The sequence below is a fragment of the Methylobacterium sp. D53M genome (assembly GCF_053345625.1).
In genome coordinates, this window is record NZ_JBKFAL010000014.1 from 120,368 (window position 1) to 144,042 (window position 23,675).

22 protein-coding genes and 2 riboswitches are annotated in these 23,675 nt (G+C 65.6%); of the genes, 12 read left to right on the forward strand and 10 right to left on the reverse strand.

From position 1 onward, the window contains the following. Nucleotides 1-73: 73 nt before the first annotated feature. From ACLBYG_RS19435 to ACLBYG_RS19460, 6 genes are read right to left on the reverse strand one after another with little or no spacing between them, the layout of a single operon-like run. Nucleotides 74-1,288, reverse strand: coding sequence for a GlxA family transcriptional regulator (locus ACLBYG_RS19435; RefSeq protein WP_447682499.1), 1,215 nt, complete (start codon nt 1,286-1,288; stop codon nt 74-76). A gap of 39 nt (nt 1,289-1,327) precedes the next feature. Continuing rightward, nucleotides 1,328-2,047 carry an ABC transporter ATP-binding protein gene (locus tag ACLBYG_RS19440; RefSeq protein WP_447682500.1) on the reverse strand — a complete coding sequence of 240 codons (720 nt, stop codon included), beginning with the start codon at nt 2,045-2,047 and terminating at the stop codon, nt 1,328-1,330. Then, nucleotides 2,044-2,835, reverse strand: a complete 792-nt coding sequence (locus tag ACLBYG_RS19445) for an ABC transporter ATP-binding protein (protein ID WP_447682501.1) — start codon at nt 2,833-2,835, stop codon at nt 2,044-2,046. Before ACLBYG_RS19445 ends, ACLBYG_RS19440 begins: the two co-directional genes overlap by 4 nt. Next, nucleotides 2,832-4,058: a branched-chain amino acid ABC transporter permease gene (locus ACLBYG_RS19450; RefSeq protein WP_447682502.1), complete on the reverse strand. Its 1,227-nt coding sequence runs from the start codon at nt 4,056-4,058 to the stop codon at nt 2,832-2,834. Before ACLBYG_RS19450 ends, ACLBYG_RS19445 begins: the two co-directional genes overlap by 4 nt. A 28-nt stretch (nt 4,059-4,086) precedes the next feature. Continuing rightward, nucleotides 4,087-4,998: a branched-chain amino acid ABC transporter permease gene (locus ACLBYG_RS19455; RefSeq protein ID WP_447682503.1), complete on the reverse strand. Its 912-nt coding sequence runs from the start codon at nt 4,996-4,998 to the stop codon at nt 4,087-4,089. 23 nt (nt 4,999-5,021) lie between these two features. Then, nucleotides 5,022-6,188, reverse strand: coding sequence for a branched-chain amino acid ABC transporter substrate-binding protein (locus ACLBYG_RS19460; RefSeq protein WP_447682504.1), 1,167 nt, complete (start codon nt 6,186-6,188; stop codon nt 5,022-5,024). 218 nt (nt 6,189-6,406) lie between these two features. Between ACLBYG_RS19460 and ACLBYG_RS19465 the strand changes: the two genes are divergently transcribed. Together ACLBYG_RS19465 and ACLBYG_RS19470 are read left to right on the forward strand one after the other, a co-directional pair. After that, a complete protein-coding gene (locus ACLBYG_RS19465; protein WP_447682505.1) occupies nt 6,407-7,384 on the forward strand; it encodes a dipeptidase in 978 nt (325 codons plus the stop codon). Nucleotides 7,385-7,389: 5 nt separating this feature from the next. Next, complete coding sequence (locus ACLBYG_RS19470) at nt 7,390-7,920, forward strand: 4-vinyl reductase (RefSeq protein ID WP_244035416.1); 531 nt, start codon at nt 7,390-7,392, stop codon at nt 7,918-7,920. A gap of 51 nt (nt 7,921-7,971) precedes the next feature. Here ACLBYG_RS19470 and solA read toward each other — a convergent pair whose 3' ends face one another. Together solA and ACLBYG_RS19480 are read right to left on the reverse strand one after the other, a co-directional pair. Beyond that, a complete protein-coding gene (gene solA, locus ACLBYG_RS19475; protein WP_447682506.1) occupies nt 7,972-9,132 on the reverse strand; it encodes an N-methyl-L-tryptophan oxidase in 1,161 nt (386 codons plus the stop codon). 254 nt (nt 9,133-9,386) lie between these two features. After that, nucleotides 9,387-9,617, reverse strand: a complete 231-nt coding sequence (locus ACLBYG_RS19480) for a hypothetical protein (protein WP_447682507.1) — start codon at nt 9,615-9,617, stop codon at nt 9,387-9,389. Nucleotides 9,618-10,051: 434 nt separating this feature from the next. Here ACLBYG_RS19480 and ACLBYG_RS19485 point away from each other — a divergent pair, with 434 nt between their 5' ends. From ACLBYG_RS19485 to ACLBYG_RS19500, 4 genes are all read left to right on the forward strand, one after another. Then, entirely contained in the window at nt 10,052-11,047 is a 996-nt protein-coding gene (locus ACLBYG_RS19485) for a hypothetical protein (protein WP_447682508.1), read from the forward strand. 13 nt (nt 11,048-11,060) lie between these two features. Then, on the forward strand, nt 11,061-11,510 hold the full coding sequence (locus ACLBYG_RS19490) for a hypothetical protein (RefSeq protein ID WP_447682509.1): 450 nt from the start codon (nt 11,061-11,063) through the stop codon (nt 11,508-11,510). A 301-nt stretch (nt 11,511-11,811) separates the two neighbouring features. Further along, nucleotides 11,812-12,004: riboswitch (cobalamin riboswitch) on the forward strand. A 182-nt stretch (nt 12,005-12,186) separates the two neighbouring features. Then, on the forward strand, nt 12,187-14,244 hold the full coding sequence (locus tag ACLBYG_RS19495; RefSeq protein ID WP_447682510.1) for a TonB-dependent siderophore receptor: 2,058 nt from the start codon (nt 12,187-12,189) through the stop codon (nt 14,242-14,244). Continuing rightward, nucleotides 14,244-15,425 carry a DUF1624 domain-containing protein gene (locus ACLBYG_RS19500; RefSeq protein ID WP_447682511.1) on the forward strand — a complete coding sequence of 394 codons (1,182 nt, stop codon included), beginning with the start codon at nt 14,244-14,246 and terminating at the stop codon, nt 15,423-15,425. Before ACLBYG_RS19495 ends, ACLBYG_RS19500 begins: the two co-directional genes overlap by 1 nt. Before the next feature lie 114 nt (nt 15,426-15,539). Here the strand turns inward: ACLBYG_RS19500 and ACLBYG_RS19505 are convergent, their stop codons facing one another. Further along, nucleotides 15,540-16,013: a VOC family protein gene (locus ACLBYG_RS19505; protein WP_447682512.1), complete on the reverse strand. Its 474-nt coding sequence runs from the start codon at nt 16,011-16,013 to the stop codon at nt 15,540-15,542. Between the two features lie 213 nt (nt 16,014-16,226). Then, a riboswitch (cobalamin riboswitch) is annotated at nt 16,227-16,435 on the forward strand. Between the two features lie 119 nt (nt 16,436-16,554). Between ACLBYG_RS19505 and ACLBYG_RS19510 the strand changes: the two genes are divergently transcribed. From ACLBYG_RS19510 to ACLBYG_RS19535, 6 genes are read left to right on the forward strand one after another with little or no spacing between them, the layout of a single operon-like run. Continuing rightward, nucleotides 16,555-18,525, forward strand: coding sequence for a TonB-dependent receptor plug domain-containing protein (locus tag ACLBYG_RS19510; RefSeq protein ID WP_447682513.1), 1,971 nt, complete (start codon nt 16,555-16,557; stop codon nt 18,523-18,525). Nucleotides 18,526-18,533: 8 nt separating this feature from the next. Next, nucleotides 18,534-19,367: an ABC transporter substrate-binding protein gene (locus ACLBYG_RS19515; RefSeq protein ID WP_447682514.1), complete on the forward strand. Its 834-nt coding sequence runs from the start codon at nt 18,534-18,536 to the stop codon at nt 19,365-19,367. After that, nucleotides 19,364-20,410, forward strand: coding sequence for a FecCD family ABC transporter permease (locus ACLBYG_RS19520; RefSeq protein ID WP_447682515.1), 1,047 nt, complete (start codon nt 19,364-19,366; stop codon nt 20,408-20,410). Before ACLBYG_RS19515 ends, ACLBYG_RS19520 begins: the two co-directional genes overlap by 4 nt. After that, nucleotides 20,407-21,225 (forward strand): ABC transporter ATP-binding protein, encoded by an 819-nt coding sequence (locus ACLBYG_RS19525; protein WP_447682516.1) that lies wholly within the window; start codon nt 20,407-20,409, stop codon nt 21,223-21,225. The genes ACLBYG_RS19520 and ACLBYG_RS19525 overlap by 4 nt, the downstream gene beginning before the upstream one ends. Beyond that, nucleotides 21,203-22,162, forward strand: a complete 960-nt coding sequence (locus ACLBYG_RS19530) for a DUF6925 family protein (RefSeq protein ID WP_447682517.1) — start codon at nt 21,203-21,205, stop codon at nt 22,160-22,162. Before ACLBYG_RS19525 ends, ACLBYG_RS19530 begins: the two co-directional genes overlap by 23 nt. Before the next feature lie 11 nt (nt 22,163-22,173). Then, nucleotides 22,174-22,704 (forward strand): AAA family ATPase, encoded by a 531-nt coding sequence (locus ACLBYG_RS19535; RefSeq protein WP_447682518.1) that lies wholly within the window; start codon nt 22,174-22,176, stop codon nt 22,702-22,704. 199 nt (nt 22,705-22,903) lie between these two features. Here ACLBYG_RS19535 and ACLBYG_RS19540 read toward each other — a convergent pair whose 3' ends face one another. Beyond that, nucleotides 22,904-23,431, reverse strand: a complete 528-nt coding sequence (locus tag ACLBYG_RS19540) for an AAA family ATPase (RefSeq protein ID WP_447682519.1) — start codon at nt 23,429-23,431, stop codon at nt 22,904-22,906. Nucleotides 23,432-23,675: the final 244 nt, after the last annotated feature.

Genomic DNA, 23,675 nt, shown 5'->3' on the forward strand with positions numbered 1-23,675 from the left:
TCGATTGTGTGCCGATGTTGGATGCGCCGGCGGCGATTCCGTCCGACACATCGTCAGCCGAGCTGCGTGGGGGCTACTGGGCGTAGGGACGCCGCTCACAGCTCAGGAACCGTTCGACTCCGAGGACCTCGGCCGGATCGTTGTTCAGGAAGCGATGGAAATCGCCCTGGCTGTCGGGAGATCCGGCGATCGCCCGCAGGCTATCCCACTCCTCCGACGCCTGTACCGAACCTTGGCTGTCACCCCGGCGCATGGTCGATGGCGAACATCCGAAGCTGCGACGGAACAGACGGTTGAAGTGGGATACGTCCGAGAACCCGCATTCCGTGGCGACCTCCGTGATGGTCTGCGGCGAGTTCGCAAGGAGCCAGCGTCCATAGAGGACGCGAAGGTCCCGCGAGTATTCCTGGACGCTCTTGCCAACGAGCTTGCGGAAGACCCGTTCGAGCTGTCGCTTCGAGAGGCCTACGGTCTGCGCGATTTTCTCGACGCGCTGAGGCGTGCTGAGATGCTGCTCAATCAGCAGCATCGCCCGGCGAACCCGGTTGTCCTCGACGATCCCGGCACTCGGCGGCTGGGGCTGAGCCCCGGCCGCGGGACGGGCCCGGTCGGTGACCATAATATGCAAGCTCTTCTGCGCATGTCCCGGACCAAGGTGCCGATCGATGAGCCAGGCCCCGAGATCCAGGCTGGCGAGACCGCCCGCGCAGGTGATGAACGGGCCATCCTCCACGAAGAGTTGGTCCGCAACTGGGATCACATCGTCATGCCGCGCGACGAGATCGGTGAAGTGGTACCAGCTTACGCAGCAGCGGCGGCCGCGCATCAACCCCGCCTCGGCCAAAGCGATGCCGCCGGTGCAGATGCCGATGAGGCGCACCCCGGCAGAATGAGCCTCTCGCATGAATGCGAGGGATCGGGAGTTATAGGGCTCCCGGTCGAGCAGCCCGCCCACGACGACAATGTAATCGAACCGGGTCGGATCCGAGAACGTCTCCCAGGGCATCACCTGGATTCCGCAACTCGACGTCACCGGCTCCAGATCCGGAGCGAGCAAGCTCCATGAGCAGCGCTCGGGTCGACTGCGATCCCCCTCGTCCGCGGACAAACGTAGGATGTCGATCAGGGTCGAAAAGGCCACAAGGGTGAAGTGGGGCAGCAACACGAAACCGAGCGACAGCTTGCGACGGCTCGGCCCCTGCAGCGGTATGGTCGACGGTGTCCGGGGTGTCGTCATGCCATCCGGTGCGTTTGCCCGGATTGTGATCCGGTCGGTCTCCTTCTGCAAGAGGCGGACCAGGGGCGAGCGAACAGCGGGACGCTGGCGTCAGTGCACAGCGCCGAAATAGGCCCGCTGCAATTCGGGGTCGTCCCGCAGCGTCGCGGAGGAGCCCTGCGCCACTATGCGCCCGCCGGATAGGACATAGCCGTGATGGGCGATCGCCAGTGTCTGGTTCACGTTCTGCTCGACGAGCAGGACCGTGACGCCGGTCGCATTGATCCGGGCGATCACATTGAAGTTCTCTTGCACGAAGAGCGGCGAGAGCCCCAGCGAGGGCTCGTCGATCACGAGGAGCTTCGGATCGGTCATCAGCCCCCGGCCGATCGACACCATGGCCTGCTCGCCACCGGACATCGTGCCGGCGAGCTGGCGGGCCCGCTCCGCGAGGCGCGGGAAGACGGCATGCACGCCGTCGAGCCTGTGCCGGATCTCCCGCTCGGACGACACGCGGTAGGCCCCGAGCCGAAGGTTCTCCTCGACGGTCATCTTGGAAAAGATCCGGCGGCCCTCGGGAATGCAGCCGATCCCGAGACTGACCACGTCGTGGGTCTGCATCCCGTCGAGCTTGCGCCCGTCGAAGGAGATGGAGCCGCGGCGCGGCGGCGTAAGGCGCAGGATCGAACGGATCAGCGTGGTCTTGCCGGCGCCGTTCGAGCCGAGGATACATGTGATCCGTCCGGGGGCCACCTCGAGGGTGATGTCGTCGAGGACATCGACACGGTCGTACGTGGTGAAGACGCCGTCGATGGTCAGGCGCGCGGTCATGAATGCCCCAGATAGGCTTCGCGGACGGTCGGGTCGGCGGCCACTTCGCGGAAACAGCCCTCGCAGATCTTGCGGCCGTAGTTGAGGACGACGCAGCGGTCGGTGATGCGCTCGATCAACCCCATCTCGTGTTCTACGATGATAACAGTCAGGTCGCCGCGGCTGCGCTGCACATCGAGGATCTCGTCGATGAGCTGGTTGGTCTCATCGTGGGTCATGCCGGCGGAGGGCTCGTCGAGCAGCAGGATCTTCGGCCGTCCGATAAGGGCGCGGCAGATCTCGACCCGGCGGCGGTCGATCATGCCGAGGGCGACGGCCGGCTCGTCGAGACGCCGGGCGAGGTTCGAGTTGAACAACCGGGCGAGGTCCCTGGCCTCCTCGGCGAGGGCCGCGACGGCCCGCGCCAGGGTGCGGCGGCGCAGGAGGTTGTCGATCACACCCTGCGGCAGGCGCTCCTGCGCGCCGAGCGCGATGTTGTCGAAGACGGAGAGCGGCAGGCACAAGCGCGAACGCTGGAAGGTCCGGGCGAGACCGAGCCCGGCGAGCGCGTGGGCAGGCTCGCGGGTGATGTCGCGGCCGTCGAGGACGATGGAGCCGGCCGCAGCCGGGTAGATGCCGCTCGTGACGTTGAAAAAGGTGGTCTTGCCGGAGCCGTTCGGGCCGATCAGACCCAACACCTCGCCACGTCGGACCGTCAGGTCGAGTTCATTGAGGGCGAAGAGGCCGCCGAAACGGACGGACAGGCCCTTCGCCTCCAGGATCGCGGGGGCTGCCGCCATGGCGCTCATGCCTGGCGTCCCGCGACGAGGGTCCGCGTCCGGCGGGGCAACAGGCCGCCGGGACTGAGGACGAGGACAAGGATCACCAGCACTGCGAACAGCAAAAGCCGGTATTCCTGAATGAACTGCAGTTTCTCCGGCAGCAGCACGACGATCAGCGCCGCCGGCAGTACCCCCCAGCGGTTGCCGATCCCGCCCAGGATGACGATCGACACCATCATCAGTGAGTCGCCGAGGGTGAAGTTGTTGGGGGCGATGAAGCCGGTCATCTTGGCGTAGATCGCCCCGGCCATTCCGGCGAGAACGTTGCCCAGGGTGAAGGCGAGGATCTTCCAGCGGGCGATCCGCAGGCCGAAGACCTGGGCGGCGACCTCGTCGAGCCGCACTGCATCCAGACGGATGCCGATCCACGATCGATCGAGGAGACCGACGAGCGCCAGGGCCACCGCGGTGAGGGCTAGGCACAGCATGACGTAGTTGGCGTAGAAGGAAAACGTCATGCCGAACAAGTCGAGGTCGTTCGAGAAGTCCCAGCCGAACACCGTGATCGGCGCGAGCTTCAGGCCCTGGGGGCCACCGAGCAACTCATTGGCGTCCAGGAAGACGTTGAACATCACCCCGAAGGCCAGTGTCGTCAGGGCGGCGTAGTGGCCCCGCGTCCGCAACAGCGGCAGTACGAGGAGCGAGCCGATCGCGACGGCGACACCGCCCCCGAGGAGAATGACCACCAGGTCCGGGATGGCGATTCCCTCCGCCCGGCCGAGGGCGGCTGCGGTATAGCCGCCGCAGCCGAGGAAGGCCGCGGCGCAAAAATTCGAGAGGCCGGCATAGCCGAGCTGGATCGTCAGGCCGAGGCAGACCGTGGCGTAGATCAGCACCGTCGCCAGCATCAAGAGGCCGAAATTGTCCTCGCGCAGGACGACGATGACGGCAAGGCAGGCGGCCACCAGCACGAGCCGCGCCGGCCAGGGATGACCGGCCGCGCCGCGCTCCACGGCGGCGATCACCCGGAACCGGGCGGCGGCGAACCACACCATCCCGCAGGCCACCAGCGCCGAGAGGACGACCCTTTGGTCCTCCGCATGGACCAAGAAAGCGACCGCCCCGGCGCAGGCGGCCACGACAACCGCGAAGATCGCGAAATCCGAAGCCCGCCGGGCACTCACTCCGGCCACCATCGGCAGCGCGTCCCGGGGGACCTCGTCTTGGGTGGAGCGGTGGCGCATCAGCATCGGTACGTCATCCGGGCGGGAGGAGAGGTCAGACGCGCTCGCTGGCGCGCTCGGCCAGCAGCCCGGTGGGGCGCCACGTGATCAGGGCGATGACGGCGACAAAGGCGACGACGTTCTTGTATTCGCTGAAGGTCGGCAGGGTGGCGACGACGACGGTTTGAAGCCCGGCGAAGAGGTAGCCCCCGAGGATCGCCCCCCAGAGGTTGCCGAGCCCGCCGACGATAGCCGCGCTGAAGCCGATCACCGCGATCAGCAGGCCCATGCCGTAGTTGATCTCGCTGTAGTACAGGCCGGAGATCACCCCCGCGAAGCCCGCCGTCGCCGAGCCGAGGGCGAAGGTCAGGGGGACGACACGGAAGAAGTTGACCCCCATCGTCCGGGCGGTCTCCTGATCCTCCGCCACCGCCCGCATCGCGAGCCCGAAGCGGGTGCGGTTGATGATGTGGTGGACGACGGCGATAATCAGGAGCCCGGCCACGATCAGGATCAGCCCGTCATAGCGGACGAAGACGCCACCGACGGTCGCCCCCCCAGGTGGCAGCAGGGCGGGGAAGCGCTGCGAATTGGTGCCGTTGGGGAAGAACAGCCGGATCGCCTCGCGGATCACGGTGCCGACCATCATCGTCATCAGCAGCAGGTTGAGGGGCGGGGCGGAGCGCAGGGGCAGTATCAGGAGGCGGGAGATCCCGGCGCCGAGGAGCGCGGCGAGGCCCACGGCCGTCGAGACGCCGGCCAAGATCTGCACACCGGCCGGCAGCCCCGCGGCGGCGGCGGCAGTCGCCGCGACCAAGGCGCCGAAGGCTCCGAACGTCATCACGTCCCCGTGGGAGAACTTGATGACGTTCATCACCCCGAAGAAGATCGTGAACCCCATCGCCACGAGGCCGTAGATCGTCCCCTGCATGAGCCCGTTGAGGACGTACTGGCCAATCGCGCTCATCGCATATCTCCGATCGCTCGGTCTCAGCGGTGCAGCAACTTGCGCTTGCCGCTTGCGTACTCACTGTCCTCCCAGACGAGCCATTTGCCGTCCTGAACGACGTATTTCGTGGTGAGCGGCGTGATATTCTGGCCGTGGTCGTCGAAAGTGATCGGCCCAACGATCGAGGGCACGTCCTTCACGTCACCGAGCGCCGCGGTGATCTTCGCCCGCTCCGGACCCACCGCCTCGATTTTCTGCATCAGCAGGTGGGTGGCGATGTAGGCGAAGGGTCCGTAGGCCTCCGGCGGCTCCCGGAAGCCCGCCACCTTGTAGTTTTCGGTGAAGGCCGCGCCGCCGGGCATCTTTGAGAGTGGCGGCGAATCGAAGAAGGTCACGGTACCTTCGGCGAGATCCGGTCCCACGGCGTTGATGAACGCATCGCCCATGATCCCGGAGTTGCCTTCGAGCTGCGCCTTGATCCCGAGCTTGTCCATTTGCGTCCGCAGCCGCGTCCCCAGCGGCGTGAGGCCGCCGAAATAGATCACCTCCGGATTCAATTCTTTGATCTTCGTCAGCTCGGCACTGAGATCCTGCTGATCGGGCGCGACCGCGAAATTTCCGAGGATTTTTCCGCCGTTCTCGTTGGTGAACTCGGTGAAATATTTGTTCATCGACTTCCCGTAATCGGTCGAGTCGGCGAAGGAGACGAAGGTCTTGTAACCCTGCTCCTTCATGAACTGCGCACCGATCCGGTTTTGGCCGATGAGGATGCCGCTTACCCGGTGGATTTCCGCGTATTTGTTGGCATAGGTGATCTCGGGCAGCACCGCCGCCCAGACCACCATCGGCAGCTTGAAGCGGTGGAACACGTCGACCGTGGCGATGGCGGTGGCCGAGCAGTAATGCGGCACCGCCGCCGCGATGCTGCGGTCAGACCCGAGCTTGGTCACGACCTGCACGCCGACATTCGGTTTGCATTCGTCGTCTAGGACGACGAGCTCGTACTGATAACGATGGGCCGGATCGGCGTTGAACAGCTTCACGGCGAGTTCGGCGGAGTTGCGGGCGCCGATCCCGTGGGGGGAGTTCGGCCCGGTGAGGGGGCCGACGAACGCGATCTTCACCGTGTCCTTGGCCTCGGCCCATCCTGGGATGAGCAGCGCCCCCGCCACCACCCCTGCGAGGCACCGCCGCGTGATCCGACCCATTCCGCCTCTCCGTCTTCAGTCCAGAAGCAGACTAGGCAGCGGAGCCGTGGGCAGACTAGCACGCAAGCGCGCTGGCTCCTGAACGGATGCGCCATTGGTGCAACCGCGGGGCGCGGCGCGTGCGTACCGAGCCGATGACGGAAATGTCCTAGCTGCCATCCGGCGGAAGGGAGGATCAAGGGCACCCCGAACCAGGGAAGCTCCCACGGAGACTGCGCATGCCGTCCGACCTGCACGACCGATCGATCGTCATCGACGGCCTGATCATCTCCGACTTCGGCCGGCCGGTCTTCGAAGACATGCGCAAGGGCGGCCTGACTGCCGCGAACTGCACCTGCTGCGTCTGGGAGAATTTCACGGAGACGATGCGAAACGTGATGCGCTGGAAGGCGTATTTCCGCGAACATGCGGACCTGATCACGCAGATCTACACCGCCGCCGACATTCAGGCCGCCAAGGAAGCCGGGAAGACCGGTATCATCCTCGGCTGGCAGAACATCACCGGGATCGAGGACCAGGTTGGCTATCTCAGCCTGTTCAAGGAACTCGGCGTCGGCATCATCCAGATGGCGTACAACACCCAGAACCTCGTCGGCACCGGCTGCTACGAGCGCCGGGACGGGGGCCTGTCGGACTTCGGCCATGACGTGCTGGGTGAGATGAACCGGCTCGGCATCCTGGCCGACCTGTCGCATGTGGGTCCGAAGACGAGCGAGGACGTGATCCTCGGCTCCCGCCAGCGGGTCGCCTACTCACACTGCCTCCCTGCCGGGCTGAAGGCGCACCCGCGCAACAAGTCCGACGAGCAGCTTCGCTTCATCGCCGAGCGGGACGGGTTCGTCGGCGTGACCATGTTCCCGCCCTTCCTCAAGCGCGGACCGGATTCGACGGTCGATGATTACGTCGAGGCGATCGAGTACGTCCTGAACCTATGCGGCGAGGACAAGGTCGGCATCGGCACCGATTTTACCCAGGGCTACGGCCGGCCGTTCTTCGACTGGATCACCCACGACAAGGGCTATGGCCGCCGGCTCACCGACTTCGGCGAGGTGATCAACCCCGAGGGCCTGCGCACCATCGGCGAGTGGCCGAACCTGACAGCGGCGATGGAGCGGCGCGGCTGGCCGTCCGCGCGGATCGAGCGGGTGATCGGCGGCAACTGGTTCGCGCTCTTGCGCGACGTGTGGGGAGCGTGAGGGTCATGGGCAAGCCGCAGGTAGAGATCGCGGTCGACGACACCACCGGGCGCTGGTCCGTCGACGCGCTGCCGATGATCCTGGTGCCGCAGCACTTCTTCCTGAATAACCACTTCGCCCTTGAGGCGGAACTGGGTCCCGAACGGCTGGCGGAGGTGCTGCGGCCCGCTGGCCATCGCTCGGCCTATCATTGGTGCGAGAAGGAGGCCGCTCATCATGGGTTGGACGGCCTCGGGGCCTTCCACCACTATATGCGGCGCATCACCCAGCGCGGCTGGGGGCAGTTCGAGGTACTGGACGTCGATCTCGGGGCCGGCACCGCCTCGGTCCGACTTCGGAACTCGGCCTTTGTGGACGAGGAGCGCCGACGCCTCGGCCGCAAGGTCTGCACGATGTTCGCCGCGTGGCTCGAAGGCTCGCTCGAATATGCGGCGGCGGCCTCGGGCCGGACGCTGCATCTCCAGGCCCGGGAAGCCTATTGCGCCGCGGAGGGCACGCACGACCATTGCTTGTTCGAGGTCACGCCGCGGAGATAGGCTTCGGCTCTTTCCGATCCCGGCCGGATCCAGTCCGTGACGCCTCCGGCGCTACGGATTGGCGGGGCTCAGGCCCGGCCGCTTGAGGCCCAGGAAGCTAATCTCGTGGCGGGTCCGCCCGTCGCCGCTGGTGAGATCGGCAAGGATCTCGCCGATCACCGAGCAAAACTTGTAGCCGTGCCCCGAGCACGGCGAGGCCAGCACGACCTGCGGGTAGTCCGGGTGGTGATCCAGGATGAAGTGCTCGTCGGGGGTGTTGGTGAACATGCAGTCGCGCAAGGCCATGGTCGGCCCGCTGCCGGCGGGGAAGTAGCGTTCCGCGAAGTCGCGCAGGAGGCGCTCGTCGGCGGCATCCGGCTCCCGCCGCACGGCGTCCGGGGCGCCGGTCTCCCCGAGGTGATGGTAGCGCCCGAACTTGAACCCCGGAACCTCATAGACGGGCAGTCCGTAGTATCGTCCCTCCGGCACCTGCAAGTTGAAGACCGGAAAGCGCGACGGCTCGAACCAAGCGGGCTCCTGAGGCTGGAGCCATGCCAGCACTTGGCGCTCCGGGACGGCAAGACCGGCCAGGGGCGCGGCGAGATCCGCCGCCCAGGCCCCCGCCGTCAGGACCAGCCGCCCGGCTTCGTAGGTCTCGTGATCGGTCCGCACGACGACCCCACCTCCCGGGGTCGCCTGCCAGTCGAGAACCTGCTCGCGGGCATGGATCTCCGCCCCGTGGGCCTGTGCGGCCCGGACGTGGGCGACGATCGCCCGCTCGCTGGCCACGAGCCCGCCCTGGGGCTGGTAGACGGCGCGCATGCCCACCGGGAGCCGGTAAGCCGGGAACCGCTCGTTGACCGCGGTGGCGGTGAGGACCTCGTGGGGCAGGTCGTGCAGCCGAGCCGAGGCCAGGGCGCCCTGGAAGACGTCGCTCTCCTCCGCGCCGCCGTCGATGGAGCCAGTGATCACCAGGATCTCGTCGCCCGTCGCCGCCTCGAGGTCCCGCCACAGCGCGTAGGCCCGGTGCAGGAGCGGCACATAGGCCGGATCCTCGTAGTAGGGCAAACGGATAATCCGGCTGATCCCATGGGACGAGCCCATTGCGTGGGGGATATCGTAGCGCTCAAGCCCGAGCACGCGCTGACCGCGCTTGGCCAACTGCCAGGCCGCGGCACTGCCCATGCCGCCGATCCCGACAACGATGACATCGTAGGGCGTGTCCGAACGCATGGGGGCCTGCATCTTCGACCTGATGGCGGAGGGTCGCACTTCGGCACCGGTCATCCCCCGGAAGGGCGGGGATCGGCTTGGACGCAAGCGGCGCATCGGTAAGCTGCATGCGGCACGGGCGGGACCGCACCTTGTTCGCGGTCCCCGGTGACGAAGCGCCGGTTCGAGAGGACGGAGGGGCTTGCCCGTTGTGGGAGGGGGCAGCCTCTCCTGCCACCGCAGACGCGAGCCGCGAAACTGCAGAGCGTCCGGGTTCAGACGAGGACCGTGGTGTTCGAGGGCGGGCGAAGGGGCTCCTGTAGCTCCCGCAGGCGCTCGGTCTCACCGTCCCAGGTGGGTTGCGGTACCGCCTCCTTTGGGAACAGCTGGGACATGGTCGCCCGGGAGCGCGACGCCTTCCAGTCCAAGCCATGGCCGACCTGGAACCGCATCAGCGCTGCGATGTTGTGCCAGCCCCAGACGCCGTCGGCGCTTTTGGGGGCCACGTCATAGCCGAGCTTGATCGGCCGCAGTTAGATGGCGCGGGAGACATGGGGCTCGCGGCGGGCGCGAGGCTGAGCCCTAGGTCTCGTCAAGATCCGGGAATCCGCCAGGCTTCAGGCCTCGGAAGCAGCTCCACTCTTAGCAAGGGAAGATCATGTGGATCGTTTCGTTCGAAAAATCTCATTATCAGACGAGAAATTGCTGAGTCCATTTCTTCAGGCATGCTCATCTTCTTCTCCGCACATCAATACAATACAAAAAATTTGCAACGCGATAATCAAACAATACCAATTTATCTATCTCGCTTGTGAGCGATTTCCCGAGATCGGTTCATAGTGCACCACAGATCAAATCTGTAGCGTGTTGCAATGAAGCGACAGACGTCCGCAGGTAAATCTCTACCATTGCTGAATTGGCACCTCGGGGACTGCTCATCGTGGCCGTTCGAAAGTACTTTTCCATACTAGCGGCCATGTTTTGTTCCGGCTGTTCGATAACCCCTTCTCAAGAGGAGGTAACGGGCGTTAAAACCTCTGTCATAGCAAGGAGGCTGGCTTGTGAAGTCCGGGCGTCAGCCTACGAATTGATGGGCATCTACCTAGCGACCCGTGAAGACGATCCAGAAGCGGTACGATCCGGTCTTGCCATCAAGCAAGATATCGAGGCTTACGGTTCGGACGATATAAGGCGCATTGATTTTAAAGGGGTCAAACCCCATAACATATCTAAGATTAACAAATATCTTGACACCGCAGTGGCATTCGATTTTACATTGGATGGACTTGAGACAAATAATACAGAGATAAGTTTTACGCCGTTTCGAGCATTTCAAAGAGGGAGCAGGTCATTTGAGACCAGTTTGAACCTGGACAGATCAAGGCAAAATACTCAAAATTTCACCGATAGCTATACTTTACGAGAGTTGCTTTTTAGAAAAGATCCGAGGTGGTGCAATGTTAGCAGCGAAGGCCCCAATTACCTGTATCCTATTGCCGGCAAGGTAGGAATTTTTGACAAACTTTATCAGTTCGTTGAGCTGTCTGAATTCACCAATTTAGGTCCGGCAAAAGGCGACAAGAATGGCGTGCCGGCCATGTCGTTCAATATGAAATTCACAACCAAAGTCTCTGGAACGCTTGCGCCCAAGATTACATTGGCGCCGGTCGTGGGAGTCACAAGAACCAGTACTAGTTTCAATTTAGATGCAGAAAGAACAGATACTCACACTCTTATATTAGCATTCGCCCGTGGCGACTTGATCGTTCAGGACAGCACATTCTTTAGTGCTCTGTCGAGTCAATTCGTCGCACCAGTCCCCGATCGAGCGCAGCAACAAGCAAGAAATGAGATTAGTCGAAACATTCTCAGATCTCAGATAAACAATCCATACCGACCAACCGTCATTTACCAATCTCTCGTACCCTTCCTATAATTAGGGGTTAACAATGTCTACCGACAATAAAGCTGACGACCAATACGTGGAAGTTCCAGCTGCGGCGCTGGTCGCTGTTCAGCAGATGTTGAGCAAAGAAGGTCTAGACGATCTTTCGGCGAAAATATCTCGGGCACAACAAGTCGATCTAGATGCCTTTCTAGCGAAGGTCGGCAGTTTGGGCATCAATATTGCCGGGGTTGACACCGGACATATCTCTTTCGCAGAAAGCATAGAATCTGCGAAGATATTAGGATCACGATTGTCTATGGATAATCTAATTCAAACTCGAGATACAAAAGCTAAAATCAAACCTTCTGTGATCGCGGAGCTTCAAAACGAATTACGAAAGAGACCGGATATCATCGCAAGGAACATGGTGGCGAAGGCAGTAGACGAATGCGATGCCGATGACCCTTTTAATTGCCCTCGGGACTGGCCGTCGCTTATATCCCATGGTTGATAGTGTGACGACTTCTCCAAAGTAGGGTCGTAGGCGGTCAGAGCGGTTTGCATATGTCGGTAGGAGCCCGTCTGCTTTCTCGGCGGCCCTACTTCGAAGCAGCCATTCCGCCTACGGCCAGCTCCAGTAGTGTCGGCGGACGCTGCTGAACGGCCGGGCCGGGTGGTTTTCGGCCAGTCTGCTTCAAAGTATCAAACTCAAAAAGCGGTCGTTCGACCTTTGGCAGGAAATGGCCGAGATCCGACAGCGGCATCAAGGCAGAGCTATCAGGACGTTCGCGTTGACTCACGAGTCCGTGAGGCTGTAGCTGGGCCGTGACGGTTCCCCTCGGGGATCAAAAGGGAACGCGGTGAGGGGTTCGCCCCGAAGCCGCGGCTGCCCCCGCAACTGTAAGCGGCGAGCCCTTCACCACCATGTCACTGGGTCGCCCCGGGAAGACGGTGCGAGGGCGACGACCCGTGAGCCAGGAGACCTGCCGTCAGCCGTGGTCACACGCGAAACGCGTCGGGCGGGGTGTCCTGGCGGGTGTCGAAGCGCCGCCTCGTGAGGTGGTCGCCCAGGCCTCGTTCGCGGTGACGTGCCACTGCCGTCCCGAGGTCCTAGGCCCGTGTCCCATCCCGCTTCGCAATGGCGGCTTCGCGCATCCGTCACATCTTTGGCGCTCGTCTCCCTTGGTGTGCCCCCAGCGACTGCCCAAGGCCCACGAGCCGACGCAGCCCCGGCTTCGGTCGTTCTCGACCCGCTCTCGGTCGAGGGCAGTTACACCTCGGCCCCCACCTACCAGGTCAAGGATCTCTACAGCGGGACCAAGACCGTGACGCCGCGGCTCTCGCTGCCCCAGCAGGTCGACGTCGTGCCCCAGGAGGTCCTGCGGGACACCGCCGCCACGCGCGTCGAGCGCGCCCTCGACTACGTGCCGGGAGTCGGCAAGCAGAACGATTTCGGCGCCCAGAACCTCGCGCTCTACTCTGTGCGCGGCTTCGCCACCCAGGACATCTTCTTCAACGGCTTCAACATTGCCCGCGGTTACAACGGCGCGCCGGACACCCAGAACGTCCAGTCCATCGAGGTGCTCAAGGGACCGAGCGGGGCACTCTATGGGCGCAGCGACCCCGGCGGCACCATCAACATCCTGACCAAGCAGCCCGTGGCCTCGCCCTTCGTCGAGATGGGCACGCTGTTCGGGAGCTTCGGAACAGCGCGCACCACCGTCGACGCCGGCGGGCCACTGAACGAGGAGGGCACCGTCCTCTACCGCTTCAACGGCGCGCTCGCGAGGCAGGACAGCTTCCGCGATTTCGTTGACGGCGACCGCGTCCTAGCTGCGCCCGTGGTGAGCTGGCTGATCAGCCCGGACACCAAGTTGACCGTCGAGGCGCAATACCTCCGCAACCGCCAGACCTTCGACCGCGGGACGGTCGCAGTGAATAACCGCCTGGGCCTCGTACCGCGCTCGCGCTTCTTCGGTGAGCCGGGCGACAACTCGGTGTCAGAAGCCGGGATCCTGCAGATCCGCCTCGATCACGCCTTCAATGCCGACTGGCAGCTCAGGGTCGCCGGCCACTTCAACACCGGCAGCCTGACCGGCCTGCAGACCGGCGCGACCGGCCTTCTCGACGACGGCCGCACCCTGCTGCGCGAGTTCCGCCGGCACGACTTCACATGGGGCGTGGCCATCGGGCAGGCCGAGCTCGTCGGGCATTTCGACACCGGGCCGTTCGCCCACACCCTGCTGCTCGGCCTTGAGCACGAGCGCTACAACAGCACCGAGAACCTGTTGCGCTCGACGCCGCGGATAGACCCCTTCGCCATCGACCTGTTCAACCCGGTCTACGGCCAGCCCAAGCCGCCCTTCACACGGCGCTACAGCGCGAGCGAGAACGTCGGGAATACCGCCGTCTACGTGCAGGACCAGGTCGCGCTCAGCCCGGAATGGAAGCTCCTCCTCGGCAACCGAACCGACTTCTACAACCAGACCTTCCGTGACAAGGTCGGCAACGAGCGCACGGAGCAGGACCGGACCGGCTTCTCACCGCGTGCAGGTCTCGTCTACCAGCCGCTCTCTTTCCTCTCGTTCTACGGCAACGTGGCGGCCTCGTTCCGGCCCAACACCGGCTTCGACATCGCGACTCGACCCTTCGCCCCCGAGACCGGCTTCGGCTACGAGGCCGGCGTCAAGCTCGATCTCTTCACCGGCCTGAGCGTGACCGGCGCGGCCTTCCACATCGAGAAGGAGAACGTTCTCACGACCGACCCGCGGGACTTCTTCTTCCAGATTGCCGCCGGCGCCGTGCGTAGCCAGGGCTTCGACCTGAGCTTCGTCGGACAGGTTACACCCGAGTTCCGAGTTATCGGCGGCTATGCATTCATCGACGCGGCGGTGACCCGCGACGAGGTCCTGCGGGTCGGCTCGCCGCTCCTCAACATTCCGCGCCACTCGGGCAGCCTGCTCGGCGTCTACGAGGTCCAGGCCGGCGAGTGGAAGGGCTTTGGGTTCGGTGGCGGCGTCCGGGCCGTCGGCTCGCGCCTTGGGGACAGCGGCAACGAGCGGTTCCGGCTCCCGGGCTACGTGTTGACTGATGCCCTGGTCTATTACCGCTACGAGAACCTGCGCTTCGGGCTCAACGTCGATAACATCTTCGACGAGACCTACTACGAGCGCTCCTACAACGCCTTCTGGGTCGGCGTCGGCGAGCCCCGGCGGGTGACCGTCAACATGACGGCGCGCTTCTGATGAGCGTGCATCCGGGAACGCTGGAAGAGTCGACAGAGAAATCGGCCCGGACCGGACGCATCGTCTCAATCGATGCCCTGCGTGGGCTGGTAATGGTGCTGATGCTCCTCGACCACCTGCGTGAAACCTGGTTCCTGCACGTGCCGGTCGCCGACCCGATGGATGCCAGGACCGCCATGCCGGCCCTGTATCTCGCGCGCCTCGCGGTCAGCCTGTGCGCGCCGATCTTTATCGCGCTGACGGGGGTGGCCGCGTACCTGTTCAGCACCCGGCACACGCTGGCGGAGACGCGTGCCTATCTCGTGAAGCGCGGCCTCGTGCTGATGGCTCTGGAGGTCTTCTACCTCTCGGAGCTGTACTGGGGCGTCGCCAGCCCGACGCTTTGGCTTCCGGTGATCTGGTGCATCGGCGTGTGCATGATCGTCCTGGCGGCGATGATCGGCCTGCCGCGCTCGGTTCTCTTCGCGGTCGGGACGCTGATCGTTTGCGGGCACAATCTCCTCGACCCGATCCAACTCGGGCCCGATGATCCCTTTTTCGTCGCCTGGGCGATGCTGCACCAGCGCGACGTCATCGCGCACCCATTCGGTCTAGTGGCCAAGACGACCTACCCGGTGCTTCCCTGGATCGGCGTCATCGCTCTCGGCTATGCCATCGGCCCGTGGTTCTTGCCCGGCGTCGCCCCAGGGACGCGCAAGCGCCGATTTGCGGCCATCGGCATCACGATGCTGGTCGCCTTCGCGGTGCTACGCCTGGCGAACGGCTACGGGGACAAACCGTGGTTCGTCGTCGACGAGGACGCCCTGCGGACCGCGATGAGCTTCTTCGCGCTGACGAAGTATCCGCCCTCGCTGCTGTTCCTGCTGCTAACGCTCGGGATCGGGGCGCTATTGCTCGTCGCGCTGGAACGCATGGGCGACCGCCCGGTGGTCGCAGCGCTGGCGGTGTTCGGCGGCGCGCCGCTCTTCTTCTACGTATTTCACCTGACGGTTCTGCGGCTGCTCTACCACGGCGCGTTCGCGATCTGGGGCGTGACCCAAGGCACCGTGTTCGGTGTCGGCAATTACGCGTGGGTTCTGGTGTGGTACGCGGCGCTGATTCCGCCCCTCTACTTCCCGACGGCCTGGTTCTCTCGCCTCAAGGCATCGCGACGCGACATCGCTTGGCTCAAGTACCTCTGAAGTCGAACCCATCGGCTTGGCTATGCGACGGACTGGTTCCGAACCGAGGCGGTCGTTCGCCGGGCCTCCGTCGACTTCGGATCGGGATGGCAAGCGGTTCCCCGCCCGCCGGCATCAGAGATCTTGGACGGAAGCCGGCGGCTGCATGAACTCGATTGTCGCGCCGTCAGGGCCAACGGCGTAGATCACCCGCGTTCCAACCCGCGCACCGCTCGCAATCGGCTGCGGAATGCCTTGCGCCTTCCAACCGTAGGCAGCGATCCGCACCAGCAGCGCGTCGAGGTCATCGACGATAAGGGCCAGATGCGCGAAGCCAGGATCGAACGGCTTGGCCGGCGCGCTCGGTCGCTCCGGACCCTGATACTCCAGAAGTTCGATCGTCTGATCCGCGAGCGAAACGAGCGCCATGCGCACCTTCGCCCCATGCGCCCCGGTCACCTGACCGAGAAACTCGCCCCCCATCTCCCCCGTCCGCACAAGTCGCGCGCCGAGTCCGTCGATCCAGAACCGAAGGGCTTCGTCGAGGCAGGCGACCGCGAAGCCGACATGATCGACACGCCGCACGGGGAGGCTCGTGTGTTCCGTCATGCGGGATGTCTCACCGGGAAAGAGGTCATTCGTCTGCAACGCGTCGTGGTCGGTCCCCCCGCTATGTCCGCTTCAATGCATCTGTCGTGAGGAAGCGGAAAGACAGAAACCACATCTTATGACGATCAGCCCGGCGCTCGCCCGTGCACAGCCCCTCCGACAGCACACGCCGGGACAACGTTGCTCCGAGGATTGACGGATCGATAAGCTACAGCCTAGCTTGAGCGGGACGGTTCCCCTCGGGGATCAAAAGGGAACGCGGTGAGGCAACGCCCGTGAGGGCTCGGCTGATGCCGCGGCTGCCCCCGCAACTGTAAGCGGCGAGTCCTTCATCACGACGTCACTGGGCGGCCTCGCCCGGGAAGACGATGAGAGGGCGACGACCCGCGAGCCAGGAGACCTGCCGTCAGCCGTGGTCACACGCGGAGCTTGCCGGGCGGGGTGTCCTGGGAGGTGTCGCGGCGCCGTGGTTCCCTTGAGGACGCGGCCGCCGAGGCCTCGTTCGCGGTGACGTGCCACAGCCGTCCCCCGAGGCCGTCCCGTGTCCTGTTCCGTCCCTTCCGCGCTTCGGCGCAGCCTAGCGCTGTCCTGCGCCGTATCCGCGCTGCTCGTCTCCATTCCCGTCCTCGCGCAGCAGGTCGCTGCGCCGTTCGCCGATGCCCAGAAAGGCGCGCAGGCCGCGGTCTCCTTGTCTGAGATCTCGGTCTCAGCCACCGGCGTGCCGACGCCGATTGCCAACACAGGATCGAGTGTCACCGTGCTCACCGACCGCCTGCTGCAGGAGCAGCAGCGCCGGACGGTGCCGGATGCCCTCCAGCAGGTGCCCGGCCTCAACGTCGTGCAGACCGGCGGCGCAGGCGGTCAGACTTCGGTCTTCATCCGCGGCACCAACTCGAACCACGTGAAGGTCCAGATCGACGGCATCGACGTCAACGACCCCTCGACCCCGAACCGCGCCTTCGACTTCAGCCAGTTGCAGACCTACGACCTTTCGCGGATCGAGGTATTGCGTGGGCCACAGAGCGGCCTCTACGGAGCCGACGCCATCGGCGGCGTCATCTCCGTTGTGACCAAGCGTGGCGAAGGGCCGGCACGGGCAACGGCGACCGTCGAGGGCGGCTCGTTCGGCACCTTCAACCAATTCGGCAACATCTCGGGCTCGGAGGGGATCTTCGACTACTCGGTGTCGGTCGGCCACATCCGTCAATCCGCCGTCCAGATCACCCCGTTTGAGCTACTGCCCCGCGGCGTGCCGCTGCGGACAGCCTTCACCGACATCAAGACGGTCTCGACCAAGCTCGGGGCGCAACTCACCGACGAGTTCCGTCTCAACTACGTCCTGCGCTTCTCCGATAGCGCGTATCTAGATCAGGCCGACGGCGGCTTCCCGTACGCGCCGCTGCCGTACCGTAACCTCAACGACCAGCAGCAACTGATTATGAGGGGCGAGGCCGAGTGGACGCCGGTGCCGGGCTTCCACAATGTCTTCGGCGCGAACTACTCCAAGTTCGACCGCCTGTTCGCCGGCCCGCTCGACCCGCTAGCGCCGCCGACGCCCACCACCTACCTCGGTGAACGAACCCGGTTCGATTACCGCGGCGACTGGCAATTCTCACCCGGCAACCTCGTGCTGTTCGGTGCCCAGCGCGAGGATGAGCGCTTCGAGACGACCGGCATCGACCGGTCCAATGGCAACACCGCCGGCTTCGCCGAGCTTCAGACGATGCCCTTCGCGGGCGCCGCGCTGGTCGCCAACATCCGGCACGACGCGAACGACCAGTTCGGCGGCGCGACCACCTTCCGGGTGGCGCCGAGCTACATCGTGCCCGGCACTGGGACCCGCCTGAAGGGCAGCGTCGGCACCGGTTTCAAGCCGCCGACCCTAAGCCAGCTCTATCAGGACTATCCGGGCTTCCGCTTCTTCGGGAACCCGAACCTGCGGCCCGAGGAGAGCTTCGGATTCGACGGCGGCTTCGAGCAGCCGCTGTTCGACGGCTTCATGACCGTGGGCGCGACCTACTATCAGACCGACTTCAAAAACCTGATCCAGACGGCCTACTACCCGACCTTCTCCACCAACGTGAACGTCGGCCGTGCGACTGCCTACGGCACCGAGAGCTTCGTCGCCCTGCGCTTCAACGAGTTCTGGAGCGGGCGGCTCGACTGGACCACCACGATGACGAAGGACGAGATCGCCCACCAGGAGCTGCTGCGCCGGCCCCGCAACAAGGTCAGCGCCACCGCGATCTGGAACCTGATGCCGAGCCTGACCATGACCGGCACGCTCATCGTGCTGGGGTCGTTCGTGGACGGAAACAGGGACTTCTCCGTGCCCCGCCTGAAGGCCCCCGGCTTCACGCTGGTGAACCTGTCGGTCAACTACGCCTGGAGCGAGACCCTGACGGTGTTCGGGCGGATCGATAACCTGTTCGACCAGCGCTACCAGAACCCGACCGGCTTCCAGGGTCCGGGGCTCGCCGTCTACGGCGGCGTCCGCGTGACATCGTTCTGAGGTCGCGGATGAGGTCGCGCCTCACGCTCGCCCTCGTGGCAGTCATGTCCGCCGTAGCCAGTGGTGCGGCGGCGGCACCCGTGCGCGTGGTCTCGATGAACCTTTGCGCTGACGAGCTCGTCCTGCGGCTGGCGGACCGCGACCAGGTGCTGGCCGTCAGCTACCTCGCACGTGACCCGCGCGGGTCGACGGTCGCGAGCCAGGCTGTCGGGCTGCCGGTCACGCGTGGTCTTACCGAGGAGGTCGTGGCCCTGAAGCCCGACCTCGTGATCGCCGGTGCCTTCACGACTCGCACGACGGTGGGCATGCTTAAACGCGTCGGCACCCCCGTGCTCGAACTCGGCGTGCCGACCGACCTCGACGGCATCCGCGCACAGGTCCGGCAGGTCGCGGCGGCGCTCGGCCATCCCGAACGGGGCGAGGCGATGGTGGCGGCGCTCGATGCGCGACTTGCCGCCATCGTGCCGGCCAAGCGGCCTCTCCGCGCCCTGGTGATGCGCCCGAACGCCTTCACGGTGGCACCCGGCGGGCTCGGAGACGCGCTGATCCGCGCCGCCGGCCTCGTCAACGTCTCGGCCGAGATCGGGCGTGACCGCTTCGGGCAGGTGCCCCTCGAGGCCGCGGCGCTGGCGAACCCGGACCTGATTGTCGTCGATGAGGGCGCACCGGGCTCGCCATCGCTCGCCGACACGCTCCTGCACCATCCGGTTTTTCGGGCTCTCGCGCGGGCGCACTGGACGGTCGACATCCCGAACCGCTTCTGGACCTGTCCCGGTCCTCAGGTCGCGGAGGTGGTGGCGCGCCTCGCCGAGGCAGCGAATACGCAGGCGCCTCAGCCATGAACGCGCCGGTCACCTCGCTCCGTCCAAAGGCCTCCCGTCGCCACGGTACGCCGCGCGCCCGGCGAACCCTCATCGCCGTCCTCGGGCTCACCACCCTCTCGCTGACGCTCGCCTCCATCACCATCGGCTACGCGCCCTTCGACGTGCCCGCCGCCTTCCCAGACCTCGTCGCCAGTCGCACGACGCTTCCGGCCCTGGTCCTGTGGGAGCTTCGCATCCCGCGCGCCCTGCTCGGAGTGCTGGTCGGCTTCAGCCTCGGCCTGACCGGCGCCGCGATGCAGGGCTACCTGCGCAATCCGCTCGCGGACCCGGGCATCCTCGGCATCTCCTCGGCCGCGGCTCTCGGTGCGGTCGTCGTCTTCTACGGCGGTTTCGCCGCTACCATGAGCCTTGCCCTGCCGCTCGGCGGCATCGCCGGTGCCGGTCTTGCCGCGCTCCTCCTGAACGCGCTCGCGGCCCGAGGCAGCAGTACCCTCGGGCTGATCCTCGCGGGAGTCGGCCTGTCCAGCCTAGCCGGGGCGCTGACCGCGCTGGCGCTGAACCTGTCGCCGAATCCCTATGCGGCCCTGGAGATCGTCTTCTGGCTGATGGGCTCGCTAAGCGACCGCAGCCTGGACCACGTGCTCCTGTGCCTGCCGCTGGTGGTTGTCGGCTGGGCCCTCATGCTGTCGACCGGCTCCGCCCTCGACGCCCTGACGCTTGGCGAGGACACCGCCGCGAGCCTCGGGGTTGGCTTGGTCTCTGTGCGCCTGCGTCTCGTCACCGGTGCGGCCCTGGCCGTCGGGAGCGGTGTTGCGGTCTCCGGTGCCATCGGCTTCGTCGGCCTCGTCGTGCCGCACCTGATGCGACCCTTCGTCGGTGCCCGTCCCAGCGCGTGCCTGCTGCCGAGCGGCCTCGCGGGGGCGGTCCTGGTCCTCGCGGCGGATATCGGCGTGCGCCTGCTCGCCACCCGGCCCGAACTCAAGCTCGGCGTGGTGACCGCTCTGGTCGGGGCGCCGTTCCTGATCGTGCTGCTCCTGCGCAACCGAGGGAGGCGGGCATGAGCGTCAGCCTGCACGACATCAAGGTCACGCTGGATGGACGGACCATCCTTTCGGACATCGGTCTCGCCCTGGAGCCCGGCCGCTTCGTCGGGCTGGTTGGCCCGAACGGAGCCGGCAAGACCACACTTCTTCGTGCCTTGGCGGGGCTCCTTGTCCCGACGCAGGGTCAGGTCACCCTCGACGGCCGTCCGTTGTCCGGCTTGGCCCGCGAGGAGCGTGCCCGCCGCATCGCCGCCCTGTTCCAAGGGGCCGGCGTCGGCTGGCCGATGACGGTTCGCGAGATCGTGACGCTCGGCCGGCTGCCGCACCGTCGTGCGTTCGCATCCCAGGCCGAGGCCGACGAGATTGCGGTGGCGCGGGCGATGGCGCGGACGGACATTGCCCATCTCGCTGACCGAGCCGAGCCGACCCTTTCCTCGGGCGAGCGCATGCGCGCGCTGCTCGCCCGGGCGCTTGCCGTCGAGGCGCCGTGGCTTCTCGTCGACGAACCGGTCACGGCCCTCGACCCAGCGCACCAGCTCGACGCGATGGCACTTCTTCGAGGCATCTCCCGAGACGGCACCGGTGTCGTGACCGTGCTGCACGACCTGACGCTCGCGGCCCGGTTCTGCGACCGCATCGTCGTGCTGGCCGGTGGCCGCCTCGTCGCGGACGGCACCCCGGAGGAGGCCCTGACCGACGTCCTGCTTGCCAGCGCGTTCGGTGTCACGGCCGAGCGGGGCTGGGCTTGCGACGGAACACGATACATCCTGCCCTGGACGCGGTCCGAGGCTACCACGACGGAGGAACGCGATGACGTCACCATCACAGGCTGACGCGGTCACGACCCTGCTGCGCGAGGCGTTGGCCGATCCCGGTACCGCCTGGAGCCTCGGCAGCTTCGGCGCCATCGCCGAATTCATGCGCGATCCCGATGAGGCTACATCGCCGCTGCCGGCCGGGCGCATGGGCTTGGCGACGGAGCGGGGCGCCATCGCGCTCGCTCCCGGTCCCGACCTGCGCCCGGTGGCCTATGAGACCGCAGTCGCGACTGGCTGGAACCATGCCGTCGCTCTGTGCCTGCCCGAGGCGAGTTGCGCAATGAACCGGCGCGGCGTGGTGACGGAGCTCGGCCCGGACCGGGACGCCGCCCGCGAACGGGACTGCGACGCCATCCTGTTCGACCTGGGCCTCGGCCTCCTGGCGGTCGATGCCTGCGTCCGCACGAGCGACCCGGAGGCCATCGCCTGTCTCCGGTCCGGCGTCGGGCTTCCCCTGTTCGACCCTGCAAACCCCATCGGCCGCCAACTCGTCGCGCTGAGCCCCCACCGGGTATTCCTCGCCCGGATCGGCCGCATCGAGGTCTACGCCCCGATCCCGGGGCCTGGCGGTACCAGCCCGGAGGGGCCCCACACGCACGTCCTGCCCAAGCTCCTGCGCGGCGGCCGCACGCACGCGGCGACCACCCCGATCCCGGCGGGCTGGGTCCCTTGCGCCGGCATTCATCCGGCGCACCCCTACAAGGACATGATGGGTCAGCGCGTCGCCTTCGACGTTGCTCGGCACGACGCCTTTCAAGTACTCCTCGACCGTTGGGGTGACCCGGATCTGCTCGCGGTTAAGCGCGGCGGGGATCTCGGCCAGGACAGCCTCGTGTCGAATCGCCACGCGCAGGCTGCTCGCCGTGTCGCCGAGGTCCAGGCGCGCTACCTGCGAGGCGAGACCGTCGAGGCCGACCCCGAGCTCGACGAGGACGCCGCCAACCATGCTTAAGCCCACGCTCGATGGACGTTGAGGCATCCCCGCGCCGTCAGAGGGTCGTCGGGCTGATCGGGTGCCCCGGCGCGGGCAAGACGACCTACGCGCGCCGGTACGACCCGCTGCAGGGCTGGGTGCACCTCACCCTGGACGACCTGCGCCAGACATTCTGGCCGCCGGACCGTCAGGTCTACTGGCAGGTGCGCGGGACGGACTGGGACGAGAGGGCGCGCCGACTGCTCCACGGTGTGAAGGTCGCTGCCCTGGATGAAGCCCTGGCGGCGGGGTTCAGCGTTGTGATGGCCGACACCCACCTGAACCAAGAGGTGTTCGAAGCCGAGCTTGAGGTCATCGACCGTTATGGCCTCCCGGTCGAGTGGAAGGTGTTCGACCTATCCTGGGAAATGCTCCTCGCCCGCAACGAGGCCCGCCGCGAGATCGACCCGGCGCACTGTCAGCCGGAGTATGTCCTACGGTTAGCCTATGAGGCATTCCGTGCGTCTGGCGCTTGGTGGCGTTCGCTGCCTGCGGATCAGGTCGAACTCATCGAACCTTGAAGAGTGCCTGCAGCGGCAGCCAGCGAGCACGGCTGCTCCCCGGGGAGCCGTCGCGTTCAGTTGAGCGGCCGCAATAGGCTCATCACTGCTGGGGCAGTGGCGGAAAACACTTCCGCTTTCGATTGTCGTTCGACCGCTCGTGTACGACTGCGTTGAGTCGGCAGCGGCCCGTCCGCATCGGGAGAAGGTGGACCACCGCTCAGGAGGCTGGGGGCGCCCCTCCGGATAATCCGTCGATCGCGGCCTCGATCGCGGCGACCGCCTCGTCCCGCGTGAGAAGAGCCGTATCCACCACGAGCCTGGGCGAGGTCCACGGTACGTAGTCGCGTTCCACGACTGACGACCAAGAGGGAAGCTCGAACCCGGCTATGTCCGCGATTCTGGCCTCGACGCGGCGTCGATGCTCAACCCCATCGCTACAGATGACCTCGATCTCAAGGAGGCGCGCGGCCTCTCGGTGCGCTACGTCCCGCCAGCCCTGTCGACTCTCCGGGACAGGATTGACGCTGTCGGCGATCACCAGGCTGCCGAGCCTGAGGTTCGATGCGGCCACGGCGAAGGCCACAACGTAACCTGTCGCACCGATCTCGGGGCCGAATTTCGCATGGTGGGTCAGCGCATGCTCGATCTCGTCCACGCGGACGTAGGCGGCAGAACGCTTGACCGCGAGGGCCTTTCCCAGGGTCGTCTTGCCTGTGCCGGGTAGTCCGCCAAGGACGACGAGCATACGGCCTCCAGGGCTCTGCTACGTCCGCTTATAGAGGCAGCCGCGTCAGTCGTGAACGACCGCGTCGGGTCGAAAGCAGGAAGGCTGCTTCCGAGCCGACACTTCCGAGTGTGGAGATCGCGAATCCGAGACGAGTCAGGGTCGCAAAAGTCGTTGAGATACGTCGATCACGAAGCTCGACAATGGAGCGTGATCGGCTACGCCAGCCACCATGTCACCAGCAAACACGAACCGCGCGACCGGT

Coding starts and splice junctions, on each gene's coding strand:
- ACLBYG_RS19445 (WP_447682501.1), bottom strand. CDS start 2,835: ATGAGCGCCATGGCGGCAGCCCCCGCGATCCTGGAGGCGAAGGGCCTG.
- ACLBYG_RS19540 (WP_447682519.1), bottom strand. CDS start 23,431: ATGCTCGTCGTCCTTGGCGGACTACCCGGCACAGGCAAGACGACCCTG.
- ACLBYG_RS19440 (WP_447682500.1), bottom strand. CDS start 2,047: ATGACCGCGCGCCTGACCATCGACGGCGTCTTCACCACGTACGACCGT.
- ACLBYG_RS19465 (WP_447682505.1), top strand. CDS start 6,407: ATGCCGTCCGACCTGCACGACCGATCGATCGTCATCGACGGCCTGATC.
- ACLBYG_RS19500 (WP_447682511.1), top strand. CDS start 14,244: ATGAGCGTGCATCCGGGAACGCTGGAAGAGTCGACAGAGAAATCGGCC.
- ACLBYG_RS19505 (WP_447682512.1), bottom strand. CDS start 16,013: ATGACGGAACACACGAGCCTCCCCGTGCGGCGTGTCGATCATGTCGGC.
- ACLBYG_RS19470 (WP_244035416.1), top strand. CDS start 7,390: ATGGGCAAGCCGCAGGTAGAGATCGCGGTCGACGACACCACCGGGCGC.
- ACLBYG_RS19455 (WP_447682503.1), bottom strand. CDS start 4,998: ATGAGCGCGATTGGCCAGTACGTCCTCAACGGGCTCATGCAGGGGACG.
- ACLBYG_RS19535 (WP_447682518.1), top strand. CDS start 22,174: ATGGACGTTGAGGCATCCCCGCGCCGTCAGAGGGTCGTCGGGCTGATC.
- ACLBYG_RS19460 (WP_447682504.1), bottom strand. CDS start 6,188: ATGGGTCGGATCACGCGGCGGTGCCTCGCAGGGGTGGTGGCGGGGGCG.
- ACLBYG_RS19525 (WP_447682516.1), top strand. CDS start 20,407: ATGAGCGTCAGCCTGCACGACATCAAGGTCACGCTGGATGGACGGACC.
- ACLBYG_RS19530 (WP_447682517.1), top strand. CDS start 21,203: ATGACGTCACCATCACAGGCTGACGCGGTCACGACCCTGCTGCGCGAG.
- ACLBYG_RS19490 (WP_447682509.1), top strand. CDS start 11,061: ATGTCTACCGACAATAAAGCTGACGACCAATACGTGGAAGTTCCAGCT.
- ACLBYG_RS19515 (WP_447682514.1), top strand. CDS start 18,534: ATGAGGTCGCGCCTCACGCTCGCCCTCGTGGCAGTCATGTCCGCCGTA.
- solA (WP_447682506.1), bottom strand. CDS start 9,132: ATGCGTTCGGACACGCCCTACGATGTCATCGTTGTCGGGATCGGCGGC.
- ACLBYG_RS19450 (WP_447682502.1), bottom strand. CDS start 4,058: ATGCTGATGCGCCACCGCTCCACCCAAGACGAGGTCCCCCGGGACGCG.
- ACLBYG_RS19520 (WP_447682515.1), top strand. CDS start 19,364: ATGAACGCGCCGGTCACCTCGCTCCGTCCAAAGGCCTCCCGTCGCCAC.